Source organism: Nocardioides sp. LML1-1-1.1 (genome assembly GCF_040676175.1).
Classification (GTDB): Bacteria; Actinomycetota; Actinomycetes; order Propionibacteriales; family Nocardioidaceae; genus Nocardioides.
This window is the reverse complement of record NZ_JBEGHK010000005.1, coordinates 303,802-326,421: the sequence shown is the minus strand read 5'-3', so window position 1 is coordinate 326,421 and position 22,620 is coordinate 303,802. Positions and strand designations below refer to the sequence as shown.

The 22,620-nt window shown below is 69.7% G+C and carries 22 protein-coding genes; 1 reads left to right on the top strand and 21 read right to left on the bottom strand.

Annotated features, from left to right (window positions below; translation table 11 throughout):
* The 5 genes from MRBLML1_RS18830 to MRBLML1_RS18810 are packed head-to-tail and all read right to left on the bottom strand — an operon-like array spanning position 1 to position 4,965.
* Positions 1-981, bottom strand: coding sequence for an MlaD family protein (locus MRBLML1_RS18830; RefSeq protein WP_364518831.1), 981 nt, complete (start codon positions 979-981; stop codon positions 1-3).
* Positions 981-2,084 carry an MCE family protein gene (locus MRBLML1_RS18825; protein WP_364518829.1) on the bottom strand — a complete coding sequence of 368 codons (1,104 nt, stop codon included), beginning with the start codon at positions 2,082-2,084 and terminating at the stop codon, positions 981-983. Before MRBLML1_RS18825 ends, MRBLML1_RS18830 begins: the two co-directional genes overlap by 1 nt.
* Positions 2,081-3,397 carry an MCE family protein gene (locus tag MRBLML1_RS18820; protein ID WP_364518827.1) on the bottom strand — a complete coding sequence of 439 codons (1,317 nt, stop codon included), beginning with the start codon at positions 3,395-3,397 and terminating at the stop codon, positions 2,081-2,083. Before MRBLML1_RS18820 ends, MRBLML1_RS18825 begins: the two co-directional genes overlap by 4 nt.
* Positions 3,398-3,403: 6 nt before the next feature.
* Positions 3,404-4,243 carry an MlaE family ABC transporter permease gene (locus tag MRBLML1_RS18815; protein WP_364518825.1) on the bottom strand — a complete coding sequence of 280 codons (840 nt, stop codon included), beginning with the start codon at positions 4,241-4,243 and terminating at the stop codon, positions 3,404-3,406.
* Positions 4,243-4,965, bottom strand: a complete 723-nt coding sequence (locus tag MRBLML1_RS18810; protein ID WP_364518966.1) for an MlaE family ABC transporter permease — start codon at positions 4,963-4,965, stop codon at positions 4,243-4,245. The genes MRBLML1_RS18815 and MRBLML1_RS18810 overlap by 1 nt, the downstream gene beginning before the upstream one ends.
* A gap of 235 nt (positions 4,966-5,200) precedes the next feature.
* On the opposite strand from MRBLML1_RS18810, the gene MRBLML1_RS18805 reads away from it, so the two are divergent.
* The gene (locus tag MRBLML1_RS18805) at positions 5,201-5,887 is read left to right on the top strand and encodes an ion channel (RefSeq protein WP_364518823.1); all 687 of its coding nucleotides are present in this window, start codon (positions 5,201-5,203) and stop codon (positions 5,885-5,887) included.
* Here the strand turns inward: MRBLML1_RS18805 and MRBLML1_RS18800 are convergent.
* The 16 genes from MRBLML1_RS18800 to MRBLML1_RS18725 all read right to left on the bottom strand — a co-directional run bounded on the left by MRBLML1_RS18800 (position 5,868) and on the right by MRBLML1_RS18725 (position 22,602).
* Positions 5,868-7,190 carry an MFS transporter gene (locus tag MRBLML1_RS18800; protein WP_364518821.1) on the bottom strand — a complete coding sequence of 441 codons (1,323 nt, stop codon included), beginning with the start codon at positions 7,188-7,190 and terminating at the stop codon, positions 5,868-5,870. The two genes, MRBLML1_RS18805 and MRBLML1_RS18800, sit on opposite strands and share 20 nt — an antisense overlap.
* 173 nt (positions 7,191-7,363) lie before the next feature.
* Entirely contained in the window at positions 7,364-9,493 is a 2,130-nt protein-coding gene (uvrB, locus tag MRBLML1_RS18795) for an excinuclease ABC subunit UvrB (RefSeq protein WP_364518819.1), read from the bottom strand.
* A gap of 70 nt (positions 9,494-9,563) precedes the next feature.
* The gene (locus tag MRBLML1_RS18790; RefSeq protein WP_364518817.1) at positions 9,564-10,106 is read right to left on the bottom strand and encodes a carboxymuconolactone decarboxylase family protein; all 543 of its coding nucleotides are present in this window, start codon (positions 10,104-10,106) and stop codon (positions 9,564-9,566) included.
* Positions 10,103-10,990, bottom strand: a complete 888-nt coding sequence (locus MRBLML1_RS18785; RefSeq protein WP_364518815.1) for an SDR family oxidoreductase — start codon at positions 10,988-10,990, stop codon at positions 10,103-10,105. The genes MRBLML1_RS18790 and MRBLML1_RS18785 overlap by 4 nt, the downstream gene beginning before the upstream one ends.
* Positions 10,991-11,001: 11 nt before the next feature.
* Positions 11,002-11,601 carry a TetR/AcrR family transcriptional regulator gene (locus tag MRBLML1_RS18780; protein WP_364518813.1) on the bottom strand — a complete coding sequence of 200 codons (600 nt, stop codon included), beginning with the start codon at positions 11,599-11,601 and terminating at the stop codon, positions 11,002-11,004.
* Positions 11,602-11,643: 42 nt separating this feature from the next.
* Positions 11,644-12,906: a phospholipase D-like domain-containing protein gene (locus MRBLML1_RS18775; protein WP_364518811.1), complete on the bottom strand. Its 1,263-nt coding sequence runs from the start codon at positions 12,904-12,906 to the stop codon at positions 11,644-11,646.
* Positions 12,907-12,937: 31 nt separating this feature from the next.
* Positions 12,938-13,543, bottom strand: coding sequence for a hypothetical protein (locus MRBLML1_RS18770; protein ID WP_364518809.1), 606 nt, complete (start codon positions 13,541-13,543; stop codon positions 12,938-12,940).
* Positions 13,540-14,634, bottom strand: a complete 1,095-nt coding sequence (locus MRBLML1_RS18765; RefSeq protein ID WP_364518807.1) for an MlaD family protein — start codon at positions 14,632-14,634, stop codon at positions 13,540-13,542. Before MRBLML1_RS18765 ends, MRBLML1_RS18770 begins: the two co-directional genes overlap by 4 nt.
* A gap of 1 nt (position 14,635) precedes the next feature.
* Positions 14,636-15,895, bottom strand: coding sequence for an MCE family protein (locus MRBLML1_RS18760; RefSeq protein ID WP_364518805.1), 1,260 nt, complete (start codon positions 15,893-15,895; stop codon positions 14,636-14,638).
* Positions 15,892-16,932, bottom strand: coding sequence for an MCE family protein (locus tag MRBLML1_RS18755; RefSeq protein ID WP_364518803.1), 1,041 nt, complete (start codon positions 16,930-16,932; stop codon positions 15,892-15,894). The genes MRBLML1_RS18760 and MRBLML1_RS18755 overlap by 4 nt, the downstream gene beginning before the upstream one ends.
* A complete protein-coding gene (locus tag MRBLML1_RS18750) occupies positions 16,932-17,918 on the bottom strand; it encodes an MCE family protein (RefSeq protein WP_364518801.1) in 987 nt (328 codons plus the stop codon). Before MRBLML1_RS18750 ends, MRBLML1_RS18755 begins: the two co-directional genes overlap by 1 nt.
* Complete coding sequence (locus MRBLML1_RS18745; RefSeq protein WP_364518799.1) at positions 17,915-18,925, bottom strand: MlaD family protein; 1,011 nt, start codon at positions 18,923-18,925, stop codon at positions 17,915-17,917. The genes MRBLML1_RS18750 and MRBLML1_RS18745 overlap by 4 nt, the downstream gene beginning before the upstream one ends.
* The gene (locus tag MRBLML1_RS18740; RefSeq protein ID WP_364518797.1) at positions 18,925-19,974 is read right to left on the bottom strand and encodes an MlaD family protein; all 1,050 of its coding nucleotides are present in this window, start codon (positions 19,972-19,974) and stop codon (positions 18,925-18,927) included. Before MRBLML1_RS18740 ends, MRBLML1_RS18745 begins: the two co-directional genes overlap by 1 nt.
* Positions 19,975-19,985: 11 nt before the next feature.
* Complete coding sequence (locus tag MRBLML1_RS18735) at positions 19,986-20,855, bottom strand: MlaE family ABC transporter permease (RefSeq protein WP_364518795.1); 870 nt, start codon at positions 20,853-20,855, stop codon at positions 19,986-19,988.
* Positions 20,855-21,679: an MlaE family ABC transporter permease gene (locus tag MRBLML1_RS18730; protein WP_364518793.1), complete on the bottom strand. Its 825-nt coding sequence runs from the start codon at positions 21,677-21,679 to the stop codon at positions 20,855-20,857. Before MRBLML1_RS18730 ends, MRBLML1_RS18735 begins: the two co-directional genes overlap by 1 nt.
* On the bottom strand, positions 21,676-22,602 hold the full coding sequence (locus MRBLML1_RS18725) for an SCP2 sterol-binding domain-containing protein (protein WP_364518791.1): 927 nt from the start codon (positions 22,600-22,602) through the stop codon (positions 21,676-21,678). Before MRBLML1_RS18725 ends, MRBLML1_RS18730 begins: the two co-directional genes overlap by 4 nt.
* Positions 22,603-22,620: the final 18 nt, after the last annotated feature.

Below are 22,620 nucleotides of genomic sequence, written 5' to 3'. Positions count from 1 at the left end.
TCAGTTCACCGTCCCCGGCACGAACTCACCGGTGGGCAGCGCGAGCAGGTTGGACGCGTAGGCGTCGAACCACGGGCCGGTGCCGATGATGTTGCTGAGGATGGAGACGTAGGGGCCGAGCGCGGCCAGCGTCTCCTTGATCTTCTGCTTCTTCGACACCAGGAAGGACACCAGCCCGTCGACCTCCTGCAGCGCCGGGCCGATCTGCTTCTCGTTGTCCTTCACCAGCCCGCGCAGCTCCTGGGCCAGGGTGCGGGCGTTGACGAGCAGGTCGTGCACGGCGTCGCGGCGCTTGGTCAGCTCCTTGAAGACCAGGTCGCTGTTCTTCATCAGCGACACGATGTCCTGGCTGCGCTCGCTGAGCACCTTGCTGACCGACTTGGAGCTCTCGAAGAGGCTCTGGATCTCGGCGTCCCGCGAGGCCACGCTGCGCGAGAGGCGGGCGATGCCGTCGAAGGAGGCGCGGATCTCCGGGGCGGAGACGTCGAGGGTGTCGGCCACGGTGTCCAGCGCCGTCGAGAGCTGGTCGGTGTCGATCTGCTCGGTGGTGGTGGTCAGGTCGGTGAACACCCCGACGATGTCGTACGCCGACTCGGTGTGCTCCACCGGGATGGTGCCTCCCGAGGCGAGCTGGCCCTCGCCCTCGGGCTGGACGTCGAGGAACTTCTCCCCGAGCAGGTTGAGCACCTTGATCGAGGCCTTGCTCTCCTTGCCGAAGTCGACGTCGCCCTTGAGCTCGAACTTCACCTTCACCCGGTCCCCGGCGAGGGTCACGTCGGTGACCCGGCCGACCCGGATGCCGCCGACCTGGACGATGTTGCCCTTGTGGATGCCGCTGGCGTCGCTGAACTCGGCGTAGTACGTCGTACCGCGGAAACCGGGGAACTTGCCGAGGTTGAAGGTGGCCGCGGACACCAGCGCCATCACCACGAGGGTGATCACGCCGAGGCGGAGGATGCGGGCGTCGGTGGGGCGGGCCATCACTTCTGGCACCTCGGCGCGGTCGACTTGAACGAGAAGTTCTCGATGTACTTCGTGAGCTGCTTGAGCAGCGCCTGCTCGCCGATGATCGGCAGCTTGATGTGTGCGGAGACGCCGCACACGTAGTACTGGTACCACGAGCCGTAGGTGCCGGTCCGGGTCTGGTCGGTCATCGTCTCCGGCATCCGGTCGAGCAGCTCGGCGAGGTTCTTGCGGTTCTCCGGCTTGTTGAGCAGCTGGGACAGCTCGCGCAGCGCGGCGATGTCCTCCTTGAGCAGCGGCCGGCCGCGGCGCAGGAGGTCGGCGACGGTGACCGTGAGCTGGGAGATGTTGTCGAGCGAGGAGCCGATGGTGTCGCGGTCCTTGGCGAGGTCGGTCATCCAGTCCTTGAGCTCGACGACGAGCGTGCTGAGCTGCTGGTGGCGGGCGTCCACGGTCTTCAGCGTGGAGCTGAGGTTGGTGACGACCTGGCCGATCAGCGCGTCCCGGTCGGCGAGCGTGCTGGTCAGCGAGGCGGTGTGGGAGAGCAGGCTCTTGACGGTGCCGCCCTCGCCCTGCAGCACCTGCACCAGGTTCATGCTCAGCTCGTTGACCTGGTCGGGGGTCAGGGCCGCGAAGAGCGGCTTGAAGCCGTCGAAGAGGGTCGTCAGGTCCAGCGACGGCGAGGTGTGGTCGACCGGGATGGTGGCGCCGTCGCGCAGCGGTTCGGCCTCCTTCGCCGTGCTCCCCGGCAGCAGCGCGAGGTAGCGGTCGCCCACCAGGTTGAGGAAGCGGATCTCCGCGCGCGAGGAGGTGGTCATGTCCACCCCGGCGTCGACCTTGAAGGTCACCTTCGCCATCGACCGGCGGTAGTGCTCGACCTTCTTGACCTCGCCGACGTTGACGCCGGCCACCCGGACGTCGTCGCCCTTCTCCAGCATCGTGGCGTTGGTGAAGATCGCCTGGAACTCGTTGCGGTCACCGAAGCCGATGTTGCCCATGATCACCGCGAGCATCCCGGTCACGACGATCGAGATGACGGTGAAGATGCCGAGCTTGACCGCCGCCGCGGTGGTGGCGGCGTTGCGGCGGTTGAGCAGCTGGTGGGCGGTCGCGTTGCTCACGAGGCCGCCTTCCCGGCGCGCACGACCGGTCCGTAGAGCAGGGAGCCGAGGGCGCCGTAGGTGTCCGCCGAGCGCCCGCTCCGGCCGGCCAGCATCGCGTTGACCAGCTTCTGCTCCGCGTTGCTGCCGACCGAGCCGTCGAGGCTGGCCGGGTTGGGGTTGGGCAGCCCGGGGATCGGGAACGGCAGGTAGCCGCCCTTCTCGTCCTGGTCGGTGCCCTGGTCGAAGGTGTACTTCTTGCCCGGGACGGTGAACTTCGGCAGCCCCGCGCACCACGGACCGTGCCCCACCTCGCCGTACGTCGGCAGGTCGCGCTCGTCGTAGACGCGGTACTGCGGAGCGCCGATCTCGATGTACTGCTTCACCACGTCGCCCTCGAAGGTCTTGGACAGGATCGGCTCGTAGTTGGCGGCGCCGCGGATCAGGCAGGGGAACTCGGGCGAGTACCTCGCGAGCAGGCCGACGACAGGCGCGCTCACCTGGCCCATCCGGATCAGGTTCTGCTCGTTCGTGGCCAGCACCCGGGTGGCGGTGTCGGCCAGGCCGGTCAGGTCGGAGAAGAAGGTGTCGAGGTCGCGGGCCTTCTCGGTGATCGTCTTGCTCGTGACCGTGACGTTGTCGAGCACGTCGAGCAGGTCGGGCGCCGCGACGTCGTAGGCGTCGGCGACCTCGGCCAGCGAGATGAGGTCCTGGCGCAGGGTCGGCAGGTGCTCGCCGATCGCGCCGACGTAGGTGCCGAGCTCGTCCATCGTCCGGCCGAGCTGGTCGCCGCGCCCGTCGAGCGCGGTGGCCAGCGCGCTCAGGGTCCGGTTGAGGTCCTGGGGACGCACGGCGCGCAGCAACGGGAAGAGGTCGGCCAGCACCTGGCTGAGCTCGACGTTGGTCTCCACCCGGTCGGCGGGGATCACGTCGCCGTCGCGGAACGCGCGCGCGGGGGCGCTCTCGGGGCGGACCAGCGAGACGAACTTCTGGCCGAACAGGGTCGTCGGCAGGATCTGCACGCTGCTGTTGGAGGGGATCCGCTTCGCGGCGTCCGGCTCCAGGGCGAGCGTGATCACCGCCTGCTCGCCGTCCTGGTCGATCTTGTCGACGCGGCCCACCAGCACGCCGTGGATGCGTACGTCGCCGAACTTCGGCAGCTGCAGGCCGGCCCGGTCCGCCTTGACCGTCACGGTCGTCGTGGAGTCGAAGGCCTTGTTGTAGAGCGAGATCGACAGCCACACCAGCAGGGCGAGCACGGTCAGGAACGCGACACCGGCCACGAGCAGCCGGTTGTGCTCACGCGCGTTGTCGTGGTGGATGTTGACGAGCATCGGCGGCTACCCCGTGATCCGCACGGTGGTCGTGGAGCCCCAGATGGCGAAGCTGAGGAAGAAGTCGGCGACCACGATGGTCACGATGCTGGTCCGGATCGCGGTGCCGACCGCGCGGCCGACCCCGGCCGGTCCGCCCGAGGCGGTGTAGCCGTAGTAGCAGTGGATGAGGATCACCGCCACGGCGAGGAAGAGCAGCTTGAAGAAGGACCACAGGATGTCGATGGGCGGCAGGAACTGCAGGAAGTAGTGGTCGTAGGTGCCCGGCGACTGGCCGTAGATGTAGACCACGATCAGCCGGGGCGAGAGGTACGACGCGCACAGCGCCACGATGTAGAGCGGGATCACCGCGAGGAACGCCGCGATCATCCGGGTGGTCACCAGGAAGGGCAGCGACGGGATGCCCATCACCTCGAGCGCGTCGATCTCCTCCGAGATCCGCATCGCGCCCAGGCGCGCGGTGTAGCCGCAGCCCACGGTCGCGGCGAGCGCGATCGCGGAGACCAGCGGGGCGACCTCGCGGGTGTTGAAGTAGGCGGAGATGAAGGCGCTGAACTTGGCCACGCCGATCTGGCTCACCGAGGCGTAGCCCTGGATGCCGACCTCGGTGCCGGCGAAGAAGGCCATGAAGGCGATGACGCCCGCGGAGCCCGCGATGAGGCTGAGCCCGCCCGCGCCGAAGGCGACCTCGGCGAGGGTGTTGGTGATCTCGCGGCGGTAGCGTCGCACGGCGCGCGGCGCCCAGGCGATCGCCTTGACGTAGAAGAGCAGCTGGTCGCCGTACCCCTCGAGGGTGGCGCGCCCGGACTTGACGGTGCTGGAGGCCAGCTCGGAGACGACGGACATCACAACCCCACCGGCGGAGCGATCTGGAAGTAGATCGCGGTGATCACGGCGTTGAGGAAGAACAGCGCCATGAAGGCGACGATGACCGACTCGTTGACGGCCCGGCCCACGCCGCTGGGGCCGCCGCCGGCGTTGAGGCCCTTGTAGGAGCCGATGATCGCCGCCAGCCAGCCGAAGATCGCGGCCTTGACCATCGCGATGTAGAGGTCGGGCAGCGAGGCGAGGGCGGTGAAGGTGGACAGGAAGGCGCCCGCCGAGCCGCCCTTGACGATGACGGTGAAGAAGTAGCCGCCGCCGATGCCGGTGCCGATCACGATGCCGTTGATCATCACCGCGACGAACATGGTGGCGACCACCCGCGGCGCCACCAGGCGTTCGAGGGGGTCGATGCCGAGCACCTCCATGGCGTCGATCTCCTCGCGGATCTTGCGCGCGCCGAGGTCGGAGCAGATGGCGGAGCCCGCGGCGCCGGCGATGATCATCGCCGCGGCCATCGGCGCCGCCTCACGCACGGTCGCGAGCACCGCGGTGGCGCCGGCGAAGGACTCCGCGCCGAGCTGGCCGGTGAGGTTGGCGACCTGGAGCGAGATGACCGCCCCGAACGGGATGGAGACCATGATCGTCGGCATCAGCGTCACGCTGGTGACGAACCAGGCCTGCTCCAGGAACTCCCGGAGCTGGAAGGGGCGGGTGAAGATCCGCTTGGTCACCTCGACGACCATCAGCGCGATCTCGCCGGGGCCGCGCACGACCGACTGGGCGTTGAACGCCACGACCCCTCCTTCTCCCGCTCCCGTTGCCGGGAATAGTAGAACACGTTCTCGTTTGTGACCAACGCGACACCCAGGACGTGGACCACATCGGATACCGCACTGGGTCAACGCACCCTGCTCCGAACGGGTCACGCTAGGCCATCGCATTCACAGGTTCAGCCGTTCCGGTGCCTAGGATCAGGGCGTGCAGCAGCCCGCGTCCCGCCTCCCGGCGCCCGTGCAGGCGATCGTGGCGCACCCCTCGGCGGTGCTGCTCGTCGCCCAGCTCGTGCTCGTGCTCGCCTACCCGGGCCTGCAGGACTCGACCGTGGGCCGGGCCTTCGCCGGGGTCGCCCAGATGGTGGTCGTGCTGAGCGCGGTGTGGGCCGTGCGCCGTACCGAGGTGCTGACCTGGGTCGCGCTGCTCCTCGGGACACCGGCCGTCGTCCTCGCGGTGGCCGAGGCGGTGCAGCCCGACGTCGGGTGGATCGTGGTCGCCTCGGCGGCCTTCCACGTGCCCTTCTACTTCTTCGTCTCCTACGCGCTGATCCGCTACCTCTTCCACGACGACAAGGTCACCCGTGACGAGCTCTTCGCCACCGGCGCCGCCTTCACCGTGGTCGCCTGGGGCTTCGCCTACCTGTACGCCGCCGCCCAGGTCGTGTGGCCCGGCTCCTTCGTCGGCTACGCCAGCCCCGACGGCTCCGACGCCCTGCCCTGGTTCGAGCTGCTCTACCTCTCCTTCACCACGCTGACCAGCGTCGGGCTCTCCGACGTCTACCCGGTGCTCGCGCACGCGCGCTCGCTGGTGATGATCGAGCAGGTGGCGGGCGTCTTCTACGTGGCGCTCGTGGTGGCGCGGCTCGTGGGGCTCACCGCGAGGCGGGGCTGAACACGACCATGCTGGAGCCGCCGGCGACCTGGTCGCGGGTGGTCAGGGCGCGGATCCGGCGGCGGTAGCGCACGATCTGCGACGCGCCGAGGCCCCAGAGCAGGTACTGCACGGCCATCGCCCAGCGGAACGCCTCCGGTCCGTAGGAGCCGGTGGAGCCGCTCGACAGGGCGTCCAGCACGACGCCGACCGCGACGATCACGATCAGCGAGGCGGTGAAGCCGCCGACGTTGATGATGCCGCTCGCGCTCGCCGTACGGTGGTCGGGGTTGCTGGTGCGGGCCACGTCGAAGCCGACCATCGAGCCCGGTCCCCCGGCGCCGACGACGACCACGAGCACCACGAGCAGCCACAGCGGGGCGTCGCCCGGCCACAGCAGCACGGCACCCCACACCGTCGCCATCGCGGCGACGATGGTCAGCCCGATCGTCGAGCGGTGCCACGGGTGACGGCCGACCAGCCAGCCCATCAGCGGGCCGTAGAACAGGTTGGTCACGAACAGCAGCGAGATCAACGCGCCCGCCGTCGCCTCCGAGCGGTGCTCGGCGCTGACGAGGAACGGGAAGCCCCACAGCAGCCCGAGCAGGGCCGGGCTGAACGGCGTGGAGAAGTGGATCCACAGGCCCAGCCGGGTGCCCGGTTGCTCCCAGGAGGCGGCCAGGCTGGTGGCGAGCGCGCGGGCGCTCATCGGCACGCCGCGCAGGTGGGCCCGGTCCGGCGCGTCGTTCAGCACCAGCCGGAGCACCACCAGCATGACCAGGCCGGCCACCGCGCCCGCGAGGTAGGACCGGGTCCAGCCGAGCTGCCCCAGCGCCCAGGTCATCGGAGCCGCTGCCGCGAGCGCGCCGAGCTGGCCGAGGTTGCCGGTGAGCTGGCTGACCAGCGGCACCTGCCCGCGCGGGAACCACGAGGTGACCAGGCGCAGCACGCAGATGAAGGTCATCGCGTCACCGACCCCGACCAACGCGCGAGCCGCCAGTGCCGTCGGGTAGTCGTGCGCGAAGGCGAAGCCCGCCTGTCCCAGGCTCACCACGGCTACCGCCACCGTCAGCACGGTCCGGGAGCCGTAGCGGTCGACCATCAGGCCGACGGGGATCTGCATGGCGGCGTACACCAGCAGCTGGAGCATCGTGAACGACGCCAGCTGGCTCGCCGAGATGCCGAACCGCTCGGTCGCCGCGAGACCGGCGACGGCCAGGCTGCTGCGGTGGAAGACGGCGAGCGCGTAGACGGTGAGGCCGACGGCCCACACGATCCAGCGCCTCGACGGGGCCGAGCTGCTGCTCGCCGCGTCGCCTGTCACCTGAGCAGGCTAGACCTGCTGCGCCGGACTCACCGAGGCGGTGCGGGAGTGGACTTGCTCACGCTCGCGACGGGCTCCTCACTTCGTCGCTGGCGCTCACTTCGCTCGCGCTGCTCCCGCGCTCGTCGGCCGCGCCGCCCGTGCCTCGTTCCTCGGCACGCGGCGCGGCCTCCTCACTTGGTCGCTTCCATCATCTGGCGGAGCTCCTTCTTGAGCTCGCTGATCTCGTCGCGCAGGCGCGCGGCCAGCTCGAACTGGAGCTCCCCGGCCGCCGCCTTCATCTGCTCGGTGAGGTCCTGGATCAGCTGGGCCAGGTCGGCGCTCGGCATCCCGGCGAGCTCGGCCGCGTGGCCGCCGACGTCGGTGGAGCGCAGCTGCGGGGTCGGCGACTTCTTCGGCTTCACCCCGCCGGCGCGGCCCTTGATGCCGGCATCGGCCCAGGTCTGCAGCAGCTCCTGGGTGGTCTCGTCCTCGCGGGCGAGCATCTCGGTGATGTCGGCGATCTTCTTGCGCAGCGGCTGGGGGTCGATGCCGTGCTCGGTGTTGTAGGCGACCTGGCGCTCGCGCCGCCGGTTGGTCTCCTCGATCGCCGACTCCATCGAGGGGGTGATCTTGTCGGCGTACATGTGCACCTCGCCGGACACGTTGCGCGCCGCGCGGCCGATGGTCTGGATGAGCGACTTGTCCGAGCGCAGGAAGCCCTCCTTGTCGGCGTCCAGGATCGCGACCAGGGACACCTCCGGCAGGTCGAGGCCCTCACGGAGCAGGTTGATGCCGACCAGCACGTCGTAGAGCCCCAGGCGGAGGTCGCGCAGCAGCTCGATCCGCTTGAGCGTGTCGACCTCGGAGTGCAGGTAGCGGGTGCGGATGCCGGCGTCGAGGAGGTAGTCGGTGAGGTCCTCGGACATCTTCTTCGTCAACGTCGTGACGAGGACCCGCTCCTCCTTCTCCGCCCGCAGCCGGATCTCGTGGATCAGGTCGTCGATCTGGCCCTTGGTCGGCTTCACCACGACCTCGGGGTCGACCAGGCCGGTCGGCCGGATGATCTGCTCGACGACGTCGCCCTGCACCTTGTCGAGCTCGTAGTCGCCCGGGGTCGCGGACAGGTAGACGGTCTGCCCGATCCGGTCGAGGAACTCCTCCCAGCGCAGCGGCCGGTTGTCCATCGCGCTCGGCAGCCGGAAGCCGTGCTCGACCAGGTTGCGCTTGCGGGACATGTCGCCCTCGTACATGCCACCGATCTGCGGCACCGCCACGTGCGACTCGTCGACGACGAGCAGGAAGTCCTCGGGGAAGTAGTCGAGCAGCGTGTTGGGGGCGCTGCCGCGGGAGCGGCCGTCCATGTGCATCGAGTAGTTCTCGATGCCCGAGCAGGAGCCGACCTGGCGCATCATCTCGATGTCGTACGTCGTGCGCATCCGCAGTCGCTGCGCCTCGAGCATCTTGCCCTGCCGCTCGAAGGTCTCCAGCTGCTCGGCGAGCTCGGCCTCGATGCCGCGGATCGCCCGCTCCATCCGCTCCGGGCCGGCGATGTAGTGGCTGGCGGGGAAGACGTAGAGCTCGGTGTCCTCGGTGAGCACCTCGCCGGTGACCGGGTGGAGGGTCATCAGCCGCTCGATCTCGTCACCGAAGAACTCGATCCGCACGGCCATCTCCTCGTAGACCGGGAAGATCTCCAGCGTGTCCCCGCGCACCCGGAAGGTGCCGCGGGTGAAGGCGAGGTCGTTGCGGGTGTACTGGATCTCGACCAGGCGTCGCAGCACCGAGTCGCGGTCGTGCTCCTCCCCCACCCGCAGCCGGATCATCCGGTCGACGTACTCCTGCGGGGTGCCGAGACCGTAGATGCACGACACCGTCGAGACCACGATGACGTCGCGTCGGGTCAGCAGGCTGTTGGTGGCCGAGTGCCGCAGCCGCTCGACCTCCTCGTTGATGGAGGAGTCCTTCTCGATGTAGGTGTCGGTCTGCGGGACGTAGGCCTCGGGCTGGTAGTAGTCGTAGTAGGACACGAAGTACTCGACGGCGTTGTCCGGGAACAGCTGGCGCAGCTCGTTGGCGAACTGCGCGGCCAGCGTCTTGTTCGGCTGGAGCACCAGCACCGGACGCTGCACCTGCTCGGCCACCCACGCCACGGTCGCGGTCTTGCCCGTCCCGGTGGCGCCGAGGAGCACGACGTCCTGCACCCCGTCGTCCAGCCGCTTCGAGATCTCCTTGATGGCGGCCGGCTGGTCGCCGGACGGGGAGTACTCGGACTGGACGTGGAAGGGCGCGACGCGACGTTCGAGATCGGTGACCGGACGCATGGTTCCAGCGTACGAGGCAGCGCCGACAGTGCTCCTCGCCCTGGGGTTCTCGACCACTTCTACCCGCGCCTCAGCGCGGGCGGTCAGGCTCCACGCGCAGCACGTGCAGCGCGGTCGCGAGCATCGCGTAGTGCCCGGCGAGCATCACGACCTCGATCCGCTCGCGGTCGTCGAAGTGCTCCCCCAGCGCCGCCCAGAGATCGTCGGCGAGGTCCTGCTCGGCGACCAGCGCGTCGCTGGCGCGCAGCAGCAGCCGCTCCCGCTCGCTCAGGCTCGGCGCGTCGACCGTGCCCGCCTCGATGGCGGCGATCTCCTCCCGGCTCAGGCCCGCCCGGCGGCCCAGCCGCCGGTGCTGCGTCAGCTCGTACGACGAGCCACGGAGCGCCGCGACCCGCAGGATCACCAGCTCCGACTCCCGCCGGGACAGCCGGCCGCCGGGCATCAGCCGCCCGGCGAAGTGCAGCCACCCCCAGAACAGCCGGCGGTGCCGCCCGAGGGTGAGGAAGACCGCCGGCGGTTCCGTGCCCTGGACCCGTCCGGCGAGCCGCGCGAAGAGCGCGACGAAGGGGCCGACCTCGCGCCAGGTGCCGGGCCGGATCCGTGCGCCGCTCACGGGAGCTCCGGGCGCCGGGCCTGCTCGACGGCCGGGAGGACCCGGTTGGCGCCGTAGCTGAAGGCGCGCATGGCCAGCGCGTAGCCGGGCGGGAACCACCGCTGGAGCAGGTGGGCCAGCCGGATGTCGGCGGAGGTGTAGACCCAGTAGCGGTTGCGCAGCGCGCCCCGCCAGATCGCGGCCGCGGCCTGCTCGGGTGAGACCGCGCGCTGCTGGAAGTGCTTGCGCGCCCGCACGAAGGAGCGGCTCTGCTGGTCGATGCCGGCGATCCGGATCGTCTCGACCAGGCCGGTGTCCACCCCACCGGGGCAGACCAGGCTGACCCCGATCCGGTGCCGCCGCAGGTCGTAGCGCAGCACCTCGGAGACGCCACGCACGCCGAACTTCGTGGCGCTGTAGGCCGCGTGCCAGGGCATCGCGATGATCCCGGCCGCCGAGGAGACGTTGACCAGCTGTCCGCCCCGGCCGCCGTCGATCATCGGCGGCACGAACTCCTCGATCACGTGGATCGGGCCCATCAGGTTGACGTCGACCAGGCGCTGCCAGTGCTGGGGCTCCAGGCTGCGGACCGTGCCCCAGATCGCGATGCCGGCGACGTTGAGGACCACGTCCATCGGGCCGTGCCGCTCGGTGACGAGACGGGCCAGGCGTCGTACCTGCTGGTGGTCGGAGACGTCGGCGGCCTCGGCGGTGGCGACCTGACCGCCGCGAGCGCGGATGCCGGCGGCCACCTCGGCGAGCAGCTCGCCCTGCAGGTCGGTGAGGTGCAGGACCGCACCCTGCTCGGCGGCCTGCTCGGCGACCGCGCGGCCGATGCCGCTGGCGGCGCCGGTGACGAGCACCTGCTTGCCGGCCAGGTCGCGGACGGGGGCACGGAACCACATGGCGGTTCTCCTCATCGGTCGGGGAAGAGGGACGCCGCGAACGCGACGAGCCGGGGATGGAGGGCGGCCAGGCCGGCCGGCTCGTCGAGGACGACCTGGGCGGTGACCAGCTGGACGACGGCCGCGAGCAGCGCCTCGCAGGCGAAGCGGTCCTGCTCGTCGCGGGCGCCGAGCACCTCGGCGAGGGCCACGGCCGCCTCGTGCTGCACCGCGAGCCGCCGGCGCAGCACGTCGGCGCCGGCCGCCCAGGTCTCGACGAGGAACAGCCGGGACCGGCTCGGGTCCTCGGCGAGCGCGTCGAGGTAGGTGCGCAGCAGGGTGGCGAAGCGCTCCAGCGGGGCGCCCTCGGCGGCCAGGCCCGCGGCGAAGCCGGTGCGCAGCGCATCGGTGGCCCAGTCGTACGCCGCGAGGAAGCAGTGCTGCTTGGAGTCGAACTGCTGGTAGAAGGTCTCTCGCGAGACGCCCGCCCGGCGCAGGACCTCGGCGACCGGGGTCTCGACGTAGCCCCGCTCGGCCATCGCCTCGGCCATCGCAGTGAAGATCCGCTCCCGCTGGGCCGCCTCGACCTCGGCACGGCTCAGCCCATGGCGGCCTCGCGGCAGGGTCGGCATGGCTGCGAGAGTTTCACGAACACGAGTGTTCGTCAATGGGCGTCAGAGCAGTGGGCGCAGCGGGGCCAGGACCAGCTCGGTGAACTTGCGGTGCATGTCCCGCGCCTCCCACTCCCCGATGGTCAGCTCCAGGCAGTGCGATTGGTCGACCTCGAAGATCGCCTCCAGCTCGCGGGCGAACTCCTCGTCGATCACCTCGACGTTGATCTCGAAGTTGCCCGAGAGGCTGAGCCGGTCGATGTTGGCGGTGCCGACGGTGGCCCAGTTGCCGTCCACGGTGGCGGTCTTGGCGTGCACCATCGCGTCGCGGTAGCGCAGGATGCGCACCCCGGCATCGAGCAGCTGGCTGAAGTAACCACGCGAGATCCAGTCGGCCACGATGTGGTTCGACTTCAACGGCAGCAGCAGGCGGACGTCCACACCGCGCCGCGCCGCGTCCTTGACCGCGGCGATGAAGTCCTCGTCGGGCAGGAAGTAGGCCTGGGTCAGCCACACGTTGCGGCTGGCCCGGGTGATCGCCTCGATGTACATCGCCCGGATCGGGAACATCCACAGCCGCGGCACGTTGCGCTGGACCCGCACCCGCGGCTCCCAGGTCGAGGCGGTCTCCAGCAGCAGCGGCCGTTCGGAGCCGCGCAGCCGCCGGCGGCGGTTGAGGTTCCAGAAGTCGGCGAAGGCCCGCTTGAGGTCCCACACCGCCGGCCCGGTGATCCGGACGTGGGTGTCGCGCCACTCGGTCTCGTACGCCGAGCCGATGTTGTAGCCGCCGACGAAGCCGACGCTGTCGTCGACCACCAGGATCTTGCGGTGGTCGCGGCCGTAGCGGCGCAGGTCGAAGAACCGCCAGCCGGCGGAGTAGACCGGGTAGCGCAGCACCTTCACGTGCGAGGGGAAGTGCTGGAACGCCGGCGAGACGACCAGGTTCGCGAAGGCGTCGTAGATGCAGTAGACCTCCACGCCCCGGTCCGCCGCGGCGATGAGCGCCCTCTTGAACCGCTCCCCCGTCGCGTCGCCCTTCCAGATGTAGGTCTCGAAGAGGATCTGGCGCTGGGCGCCGTCGATCGCGGCGAGCATGTCGTCGTACAGGTCGCGGCCGTAGGTGTACGTCGTCATCTCGCCGTCGCCCACCGCCACCGTCCGCGGCTCCCGGGTCGGGAACGGCTTGGGGCGCTTGCCGCGCCGGCGGTAGGAGTCGACGAGCGACATCGCGATCGCGACCACGAAGGGCACGCCGACCGCCGCGAGCAGGAACCGGCGCAGGAACGTCCTCAGCCCGGCCAGCGGGTCGGAATCGGGGTGCGCCACGGGAGCCAATCTAGTGGCCCGCCGGCGCGGGTCAGGCGCCGACCTTGTTGAGGAAGGTCAGCGTGTCGACCCGCCACTTGCCGTCGACCGACTTCATGACCAGCCGGATGGCCGACTCCTCGACGCTGATCTTGCCGCTCGGGTCGGTGATCGCCTGGTCGACGAAGGCCAGCACCTCGACCTGGGAGGCGTCGACGACGCGGCCCATCGCGTCGACGACCTCGCCCTTCGCGGAGGTCTTGCTCGCCACGATGGCCTTCTGCAGGTCGGCGGAGCGCTGCTCGAGCTGGGTGCGCACCTTCTCGTTGAGCAGCTCCTCGACCCAGGCGAAGTCGTGCTGGCCCGGCTGGAAGGAGTACGTCGTCACCTTGGTCACGAACGCCTTGGCCGCCGAGACCGCCTCCTGGTCGGCCTTCTTCTCCGCGCGGAGCTCGTCGATGACCTTCGCCCGGTCGTGGGCCGCCTTGACGTCGGCGTCCTTGTCGCGGTTGAGCTTGACCAGCCAGCCGCAGCCGACCAGCGCCACCAGCAGCAGCGCGACCAGTGCGATCACGAGCGTGCTCGGGCCGGAGCCGGACCGGCCGGACTTGGCGTCCGGGCCCTTGCTCGTCACGCTCGGCGTACCGTCGCCGCTCATCGGACCGGTCCCGGAGCCTTGTCGGCACCCCGCTGCAGGAAGTCCGCCGAGCAGTGCCGGTCGCGCACCAGCGGCTTGCGCTCGTTGATCCGCGGGTCCAGCGCGATGGCCGAGACCGGGTTGGCGTAGGAGCAGTGCTTGTAGTCGTCGGTGATGATCTTGATCCGCAGCACACCGCCCTGCACCTTCTGCAGCAGCGAGCGCAGGCCCGGCGAGTAGTGCTGGAGCAGGGCGCGCAGGTGCGGCTCGTAGGACAGGAACATGTCGGTGAAAGTTACCCCTGTGGACAAGAAGCCCGGGAGCACCTTGTCCGCGTCGTTGACGAGCTTGATCAGCTCGTTGATCTGGCCCGGGCCGCGCTGGAGCAGCCGGCGCAGCTCCGGGTCGTAGTCACGGAGGAACTCCGCGAGCTGCTTGGACGACGTCGCGAGCTGACGCAGCGAGTCGGCGTTGTCGTTGGGGATCGCGAGCACCGTGCCGGCGTTGCTGATGATCCGGTCGGTCTGCGGCCACACCGCGTCGAGGGTCTCCAGGATCGCGGTGCCCTGGTCGAGGATCTGGCCGAGGTCGTCGCCGGTGCCCTTGAGGCCTGTGCTCAGCTCGCTCAGCACGATCCGCAGCTTCTTGTCGTCGATCTGGCGCAGCACGTTGTTGACCGCGATCACCGTGGAGCTGAGGCTCTTGGGCAGGTCGGTCGACTCGGCCGGGACGACGTCGCCCGTCGCGAGGAACGGACCACCCGACTTGGGCGGCTGGAAGTCGAGGTACTGCTCGCCCACCGGCGAGAGGCTGCGCACCTTGGCCAGCGAGCTCTTCGGGATCTTGGTGCCCGAGGTGATCGCGACGGTCGCCTCCACGCCGTCCTTCGACGGCACGATCTCGCGGACCTTGCCCACCTTGACGCCGCGGTAGGTCACCGCGGAGCCCTCGAAGAGGCCACCGGTCTGGGCGAGCTCGATCTTCACCTCCACCGGACGCGAGGTCAGCGGCTGGTCGAGGACCTGCGCGAAGACGTAGGCCACCGCGAAGATCAGCACCATGATCACGCCGATCAGGCTGAGGTAGAGCTTGTCGGTGAGGATGTTCCTCATGTCAGCGTCCCCCTCCGAGCAGGCCGTTCAGGAGTGATGCGAGCCCCAGCGGGTCGGACCCGGTGGTCGCCGTTCCCGGGGTCGTGCCGGTGCCGGTCTTCGTGCCGGGCGCGCTGCCGGACGTGAGGCCGGAGCGGGTGCCGCTGGTGGTGGTGCGGTTGCCGCCGGTCAGGCCACCGAGCAGACCGCCCAGCCCGAGCGCGTCGAGCAGGTCGCGCACCGGGGTGCCCGGCTTGAGACCGAGCAGGTTGATCAGCCCCTTCAGGGTGCTGCCCACCAGGTCGCCGACCTCGATCCCGTCGAGGTGCAGCGTCAGGCCGATGTTGAGGTAGTCGGTCGCGACGACCTCGTCGGCCGCCGCCGCGGCGGCGATCACCTTCTGCATCGAGGTCTCGAACACGCCGTTGTTCTTGGCGAACTCGGCGAGCACCGGCTCGACCTCCTTCAGGAGGGTGAGCAGCTGCGACCGGGTGGCGTTGACCGTGCCGTTGGCCGTCTGGGCGAACTTCTCGATCTCGGCGAGCAGCGCGGTGAAGTCCGGGGTCTTCTCCCGCAGCACCTTCGCCGCCGGCGCGATCTCGCGCACCGCCCGGTTGATGGTGTCCTTGCGGCCGTTGAGCGTCTTGGACAGCGAGTTCAGCGAGGTGAGCACCGCGTCGATGCTCGAGCTCGTCGCATTCGCCTGGGTGAGGAAGACCGTCGCCCGGTCGAGCAGCGTGCGGTAGTCCGCCTCGTTGCCGTTGAGCGCGGAGTTCAGCTCCTCGGTGACCGTCTGCAGCTGGGCCAGCCCACCACCGTTGATGAGCAGCGAGGCCTGGGCCAGCGCGTTCTCGACGGTCGGCGCGGTGGCGGTGTCCTTCAGCTCCAGCTTCGCACCGTCGCCGAGCACCTTGCCGTCGGCCGGGTTCGTCACGTCGACGAAGAGCTCGCCGAGCGGCGTGGTGTAGCGCAGCCGGGCCCGGGCGCCCTCGCGCAGCTCGGCGTCCGACTTGAGCGTCAAGGTGGCCTCGGCGGTGAAGTCGTCGACCGTGATCTCCTTGACCCGGCCCATGTCGACACCGTTGACCTTGACCGGCGCGCCCTGGGCGAGGTTGAGCGCCTCGGCGAACTCGGCCTTGACCTCGATGGTGTCGCCGGAGACCCCGGTGCCGGGGATCGGCAGGTCGCGCATCGTCGTACCGCAGCCGGTCATGACGCCCAGCGCGAGCGTCAGGACAGCAGCCAGCACGGCCCGTGTCGTCGTCCGCATCGTCGTGCTCATCGGCCGATCCCCGTCCCGTTGAGGAGGTCGCAGATCGGCTTGATCACCGGGCTCGAGCCGCACAGCGGCGTGAGGATGTTGCCGAGCGGCAGGATGTTCAGCGGGTTGAGCCGGACCGGCAGGGCGTTGCCCGGCATCAGCTCGAGGTTCTGCAGGGTGACCGGCAGCGTGCGGAGCAGCTCGGTGAGCTGGTTCTGCTTGCTGAGCAAGGTCTTCATCAGCTGGGTCGTGCCGTTGACGCCCTTGACGATCTCCTCGCGGTTGTCGACCGCGAACTTCGCCACCGTGGTCACCGCAGCGTCGAGCGCGCGGAGCGTGGTCTTGAAGTTCTCCCGCTCGTCGGCGAGCAGCGTCGAGGCCCGGGACACCTGCTGGATGAAGGTGCGCGCGGTGCCCTGGTTGGCGGCGATCGTGGAGAGCAGCACGTCGAGGGACTTCATCGTCGCCGCGACGTTCTCCCGCTGGGCGGCGATCCCGTCGACGCCGTCGGCGAGCGAGTGGATCGTCTGGTTGAAGAGTGGGCCGCGGCCCTGCAGCGCCTTGGTGCCGGCGTCGATGAAACGCTGGACGGCCTTGGTCGTCTCCTTGTTGCCGCCGATGCCGGTGGCGAACTCGTTGAGCGCGGCCAGCACCTGGTCGAAGTCGACCGGTGTCTGCGTCTTCTCGAGGCCGATCGTGGCGCCGTCGGCCATCTTCTTCTCGCCGTCGTGGTAGACCGGCGTCAGCTCGACGTAGCGGTCGGTGGCCACGGAGCGGGCTACCACGACGGCACCGGCGTCGGCCGGCACCGGCTGGTCGCCGTCGATCTCCATGGTCACGAGCACCTTGTCGCCCTTGGGCTCGATCGAGGTGATCTCACCGACGGTGACGCCGAGGATGCCGACGTCGTTGCCGACGAAGAGTCCGGCCGAGTCGGACAGGTAGGCCTTGACCGTCGTCTTGTCCGCGGTGGGGAGCGCCCCGCACCCGGAGGTCAGCAGCACCATGGCGACGGCGACGAGGAGCCCCACCGAGCGGAGCGCGTTGCGGGTACTCATCAGCAGACCCCCAGGAACTTGAGCGCACAGTCGTCCGGCAGCAGGCCGGGTCCGTGCCGGTCGTCGATGTAGAGCGGGATGAACGGGCCGCTGCCCGTGGCGTTCGCGAGGTAGCGCAGCGCCGGTGCCATCACGTCGAGCACGTGCGTGAGCTGCTTGCTCTGCCCGTTCAGCGTGGCGATCACGGTGTTGAGGTTGCGCAGGGCCGGGTTGATCTTGCCCTCCGTCGACTTCACCACGGCGTTGAGCGACTGGGCCAGGTCGGTCGTCGCGAGCAGCAGGCGGTGGATCGCCTCGCGGCGCGCGGTGATCTCGCTGATCACCAGGTTGGTCTGCTTCATCAGCCCGACGATGTCCTGGCTGCTGGCGGACAGCTGGTCGGTCACCTTGCGGGCCGAGGCGAGCAGGTCGCCGACCTGGTCGGAGCGGCGCGAGATGACCTCGGAGAGGCGGGCGACGCCCTGCAGCGCCGGGCCGATCTCCTGCTCGCTCGCCCCGAGGGTGCCGGCCATGGTGGTCAGCGCCTTGGCCAGCAGGTCCGGGTCGAGCTCCTCGATCGCGTCGGTGCCCTCCTCGAGCACGTCCTGGAGGTTGTAGGGCACCGAGGTGCGCTCCATCGGGATCCGGTCGTCGGCCAGGCTGCCGGTGCCGTGCGGGTCGACCTCCAGGTAGTGGGTGCCGAGCAGCGTCGCCACCTTCACCTTGGCGCTGCTGCGCGAGCCGAGGTCGATGCCGGAGTCGAGGGCGAAGGTGACCAGCACGTGGTCGTCCTGCAGCTCGATCCCGGTCACCTTGCCGGACTCCACGCCGTGCACCTGGACGCTCTCACCCTTGCGCAGGCCCGCGGTGTGCTCGAGCTCGGCGGTGTAGGTCTTGGTGCCGAAGTTGGCCACGCTGAGCACCACGACCGCGGCACCGATCAGGCCGATGACGATGATGGTGATGATGCCGATCTTGAGAGGATCGCGCTCGTTCATGGGCTTCATCGGCAGACCTCCCGCCAAGGACCGCCACTCGCCTTGCCGGACAGGTTGAGACCCAGCGGCTGGATGGTCAGCGTGCAGACGTAGACGTTGAGCGCGTTCTCGTACGACGTCGCGCGGCCCAGCGACTCGAAGATGGTGCCGAACGCCGGGATGGTCTTGACCAGCAGGTTGCGCGAGCGCGCGAACATGTCGGCGACCGTCACCAGCCGGTCCGTCGCGTTGACCAGGGGCACCTTGACCTCCTTGAACAGGGAGCTGGTCACGCCGACGAGGCGGCTGACGCCGTCGATCGAGGCGCCGATGGACTTGCGGTCCGCGGCGAGCCCGGTCATCAGCAGCTTGAGCTCGCGGATCGTGTTGGTGATCTGTGCGTCCTGGCCGGAGAGGTTCTCCAGCACCGGCTTGAGGTTGGTCATCACGTCGCCGATGACGCCGTCACGGTCGGCGAGGAAGTTGGTGAGCTGTGCGGTCTGCCCGAGCAGCTGCTCGATGTTGCCGCCCTCGCCCTGGAGCACCTTGACCAGCGAGCTGGCCAGGGTGTTGACGTCGCCGGGCTGCAGCACCTTGAACAGCGGCTTGAAGCCGTTGAGCAGCTCGGTGAGGTCGAAGCCCGGGTCGGTGCGGGCGATCGGGATCTTCGCCTCGTCCGGGAGCTCCTTGCCCCGGGTGGCGGGCTGGACCAGGCCGATGTAGCGCTGGCCGAGCAGGTTCTGGTAGCGCATGACCAGCTTGGTGTTGTCGAGCAGCGGCTGGTCCTTCAGCACGGCGATGGTGATCTCGGCACCGTCGTCGGTGGCCTCGATGTCCTTGACCTGGCCGACCCGGACGCCGGCGGCCTTGACGTCGTCCCCCTTGCGCAGGCCGTTGACGTCGGTGAACTCCGCCTTGTAGGTCTGCGTGTCACCACCCACGCCGTTCTGCATGGTGTTGATGAGCAGGATGCCGAGCAGGCCGCTGACGATGGCGAAGGCGACGAACTTGAGCGCGATCTGACGCAGGCCGGTCATCACTCACCCCCCAGCGCGCCGAAGCCGGCGGGGCTGGTGCCGGACGGCCGGAACCGCGGCGGCGAGGTGTAGTAGTCCGGCGGCGTCAGCGACAGGTTGCCTTCCGACTTCACGAATCCCTCTTTGATGGCCGTCGGCAGGGTGGTGCCGAGCGCGATGTTGATCGCGAAGGCGTCGGTGATGCCCGCCTTGCGGTTGTCGTAGACGGCGTCGAGCAGCGCGGCCGATCCGTTGATGAACCGCACCAGGTTGGCCTGGTTCTTCGCGAGGAAGACCCGGCTGGTCCGCGCGAGGTTCGTGCCGCCGGCGATCAGCGCCGAGAACGACGCCTGCTGGGTCACGATCGTGTTCATCGTGACCAGCACACCGTCGGTCGCGTCGAGCAGGTCCGGCGCGATGTCGTTGACGAGCCTGGTCGTGCGCGCCAGCGCCTGCAGGTCCGAGCGGACCTGCGGCATCCGCGGGTTGATCCGGTCGAGGTAGGAGTTCAGCGTCTTGACCGTCTTGCCGATCCGGTTGCCGCGGCCGTCGAGGGCCTCGGCCGCCGACCCGATCGCGGAGGCCAGCTCGGCCGGGCCGAGGGCGTCGACGAGCCGGTCGATGTCGTCGAGCGCCTGCTGCAGCTCCAGGGTCCCCTGGGAGGAGTCGGGCTTCACCTCGTCGCCGGCCTCGAGCGTGCCGGTCGGCGCACCGTGCACGACCAGGTCCACGAAGGTCGTGCCGAACACCGTGGCCGGCAGGATCCGGGCGACCACGTTGGCCGGGACCGAGTCGAGGTCGGAGGAGGACATCGCCATGTCGACGGTGACGTGCCGCTTGTCGTCGGAACGACGGATGTCGGACACCTTGCCGACGATGACGCCGTTCATCTTGACGTCCGAGCCGGCCCGCAGCGAGCCGCCGGCGTTGGCGACGTCGGCGCTCACGTGCGGCTGGGAGCCGAACGTGCCGTTGCTGCGCAGGGTCACGAAGGCGCCGATGACCGCGAGGGCCACCAGGGTGATCAGGCCCCGGCGGGCGAGCTGGTTGCGAGAGATCTCTCGTGCCATGTCGTCCTCCCCTAGCCCGAGATCCGGAAGCCGGGGTCGCCGCCCCAGAAGATGAGTGTGAGCACCATGTCGAGCACGACGATCGAGACGATGCTCGCGCGGATACCGGTGCCGGTCGCCTCGCCGACGGCCTGCGGACCGCCCGAGACCCGCATGCCGTACCAGCTGTGGATCAAGGCCACGGTCAGCGCGAACACCAGGATCTTGATGACCGAGAAGAAGATGTCGCGGCCTTGGATGAAGGTCGAGAAGTAGTGGTCGTACTGCCCGGGTGACTGCCCGAACAGGATCACGACGGAGGCCTGCGAGGCGACGTAGGAGCCGATCAGGCCGATCATGTAGAGCGGCAGGATCGCGACCATGCAGGCGATGACGCGGGTCGTCACGACGTACCGCATCGCGCTGACCGCCATCACCTCGAGGGCGTCGACCTCCTCGTGCAGCTTCATCGAGCCGATCTGCGCGGTGAACCGGCAGCCCACCTGGGCACCGAGCGCGAGCGCGGCGATCAGCGGCGCCAGCTCACGGGTGTTGGCGCTGGCGGAGATGAAGCCGGTCAGCGGCGCGAGACCGACGATCTCCAGGCCGTTGAAGCCCTCGATGCCGATGGACGTGCCGGCGGCCACCGAGAGCAGGATCATCACGCCGACCGTGCCGCCGCCGACCAGGATCGCGCCGCTGCCCCAGGCGATGTCCTTGATCTGGCGCAGCGTCTCCTTGGGGTAGAGCGTGAGCGTCGCCGGCACCTCGCGGAACACCTTGAGGGCGAAGGAGACGAAGTCGCCGAGGACGGCGAGGTTCTTCATCACCGTGTCGGCGACACCGACCAGGACGTCGGAGAGCCGGGCACCGACGCCGCGTCCGAGCTGGACCTGGGACATCAGGCACCTCCGGGGAAGAGCATGACGTAGGCCTGGGTCAGGCCGACGTTGATCACGGCGAGCAGGATCACGCTGAGGACGACCGCCTGGTTGACCGCGTCCGCGACCCCCTTGGGGCCGCCCCGCGCGGTGAGGCCCTTGTGCGCGGCCACGATGGTGGCGACGAACCCGAAGATGAATGCCTTGAACTCGGCGAGCACGAAGTCAGCGGGTTGCGCGAGGCCGACGAAGGAGTCCATGTAGGTGCCGGAGGAGATCTGGCCCTGGCCGACCACGATGATGAAGGCCGTGGTCATGGCGGTCATCGCGACGATCACGGTCAGCAGGACCGAGACGAGCAGCGCGGCGAGGATCCGCGGCGCCACCAGGCGCTGGATCGGCGAGATGCCCATCACCTTGAGGGCGTCGATCTCCTCCCGGACCGTGCGGGCGCCGAGGTCGGAGCAGATGGCCGAGCCGACCGCGCCCGCGACCATCAGCGAGGTCACCAGCGGCGCGCCCTGGCGCAGCACGCCGATCCCGTTGACCGCACCGATGAACGACTGCGCGCCGATCTGGTTGGCGGCGGCACCGATCTGGACCGAGGTGATGATGCCGAACGGGATCGAGACCAGGATCGTCGGCAGCAGCGCGACCCGGGTCATGAACCAGCACTGCAGCAGGAACTCGCTCCAGGAGAAGCGTCGCGCCACGATGTCGGAGAAGCCCCACTGGATGGACTCCACGGCGAGCTTGATCAGCTCACCGGTGGTGATCACCCCGGCCTTGAACCGGTCGGTGAGGTTGTCGACGATGCCGCGCCCGGCGGACAGGGCCGTGCTCATCCCGCCACCGCCTTCGGTACGTCGAACGCGGAGTTGACCCGCAGCGCCGCCAGCTTGTCGCCGCTGACCCGCAGCTGCCCGCGCAGGAGACCCGAGACGGCACTGAGGTGCCCGGTCACCAGCCGCAGGAAGTCCGCCGCCTCGCAGGTCACGGTCGCCTGGCAGTCCTCGGGACGCACGGCACCGGCCGCCTCGCCCGCGAGGACGGTCGCCTGACCGTCTCTGAGTCGGAGCACGTAACGGTCCACCTCTCCGTCGGGGCGCCCGGTCAGCAGGAAGCCGACCGTGACCTGGACGCCGGCGGCCTTGCGGCCGTTCACGTAGGACGGCATGCGCGCGAAGATCTCGTCGAGCACGACCGGCCGGAAGTCCGACGCCAGCACCGACCGGAGGTGGTCGACGCTGACATCGGTGAGGACCCGGGAGACGTCCACCGGGTCGATGTCGCGGACGTCGACCGGCGTACCCGTGACCGGGGCGGCGCCGTCGACGGCGAAGAGGGCGGCGAGAGCCAGGGCGAGGTCGCTCGCACCGTGGAACCGGATCTGATCACCGAGGTAGGCGACCGCCACGTCGAGCTGGCCGGCGACGAGCCGCAGCAGCTGGCGCGCGCTGCCCTGCACCACCACGTCCGGCGTGCCGCCGGGCGTGCCCGGGTGCAGGTCGACGGTGTGCGCGGCTCCGGACGGCAGCTCCCAGCGCACCCGGCCGTGCGTGCGGGCCAGCTGGCCGGGGACGGCGAGGTCGCCGACACGGCGCAGCACGCCCTCCACCAGCGCCCGCTCCCGCTCGGCGTCGGCCGTGAGCGCGTCGATCTCCGCGTCGGAGGCGCCGCGGAGCGCGGTCACCAGGGCGACCGCATCGGCGTCGTCCAGCAGGGTCGCGAGGTCGTCGGAGGTCGCCGCCCCGAGGGCAGCCAGCATCACCGCCACCATGCCTCA

Coding starts and splice junctions, on each gene's coding strand:
- MRBLML1_RS18750 (WP_364518801.1), bottom strand. CDS start 17,918: ATGAAGCCCATGAACGAGCGCGATCCTCTCAAGATCGGCATCATCACC.
- MRBLML1_RS18815 (WP_364518825.1), bottom strand. CDS start 4,243: ATGTCCGTCGTCTCCGAGCTGGCCTCCAGCACCGTCAAGTCCGGGCGC.
- MRBLML1_RS18760 (WP_364518805.1), bottom strand. CDS start 15,895: ATGAGCACGACGATGCGGACGACGACACGGGCCGTGCTGGCTGCTGTC.
- MRBLML1_RS18765 (WP_364518807.1), bottom strand. CDS start 14,634: ATGAGGAACATCCTCACCGACAAGCTCTACCTCAGCCTGATCGGCGTG.
- MRBLML1_RS18755 (WP_364518803.1), bottom strand. CDS start 16,932: ATGAGTACCCGCAACGCGCTCCGCTCGGTGGGGCTCCTCGTCGCCGTC.
- MRBLML1_RS18770 (WP_364518809.1), bottom strand. CDS start 13,543: ATGAGCGGCGACGGTACGCCGAGCGTGACGAGCAAGGGCCCGGACGCC.
- MRBLML1_RS18820 (WP_364518827.1), bottom strand. CDS start 3,397: ATGCTCGTCAACATCCACCACGACAACGCGCGTGAGCACAACCGGCTG.
- uvrB (WP_364518819.1), bottom strand. CDS start 9,493: ATGCGTCCGGTCACCGATCTCGAACGTCGCGTCGCGCCCTTCCACGTC.
- MRBLML1_RS18730 (WP_364518793.1), bottom strand. CDS start 21,679: ATGAGCACGGCCCTGTCCGCCGGGCGCGGCATCGTCGACAACCTCACC.
- MRBLML1_RS18745 (WP_364518799.1), bottom strand. CDS start 18,925: ATGACCGGCCTGCGTCAGATCGCGCTCAAGTTCGTCGCCTTCGCCATC.
- MRBLML1_RS18810 (WP_364518966.1), bottom strand. CDS start 4,965: ATGGTCGTCGAGGTGACCAAGCGGATCTTCACCCGCCCCTTCCAGCTC.
- MRBLML1_RS18740 (WP_364518797.1), bottom strand. CDS start 19,974: ATGGCACGAGAGATCTCTCGCAACCAGCTCGCCCGCCGGGGCCTGATC.
- MRBLML1_RS18780 (WP_364518813.1), bottom strand. CDS start 11,601: ATGCCGACCCTGCCGCGAGGCCGCCATGGGCTGAGCCGTGCCGAGGTC.
- MRBLML1_RS18785 (WP_364518815.1), bottom strand. CDS start 10,990: ATGTGGTTCCGTGCCCCCGTCCGCGACCTGGCCGGCAAGCAGGTGCTC.
- MRBLML1_RS18725 (WP_364518791.1), bottom strand. CDS start 22,602: ATGCTGGCTGCCCTCGGGGCGGCGACCTCCGACGACCTCGCGACCCTG.
- MRBLML1_RS18830 (WP_364518831.1), bottom strand. CDS start 981: ATGGCCCGCCCCACCGACGCCCGCATCCTCCGCCTCGGCGTGATCACC.
- MRBLML1_RS18735 (WP_364518795.1), bottom strand. CDS start 20,855: ATGTCCCAGGTCCAGCTCGGACGCGGCGTCGGTGCCCGGCTCTCCGAC.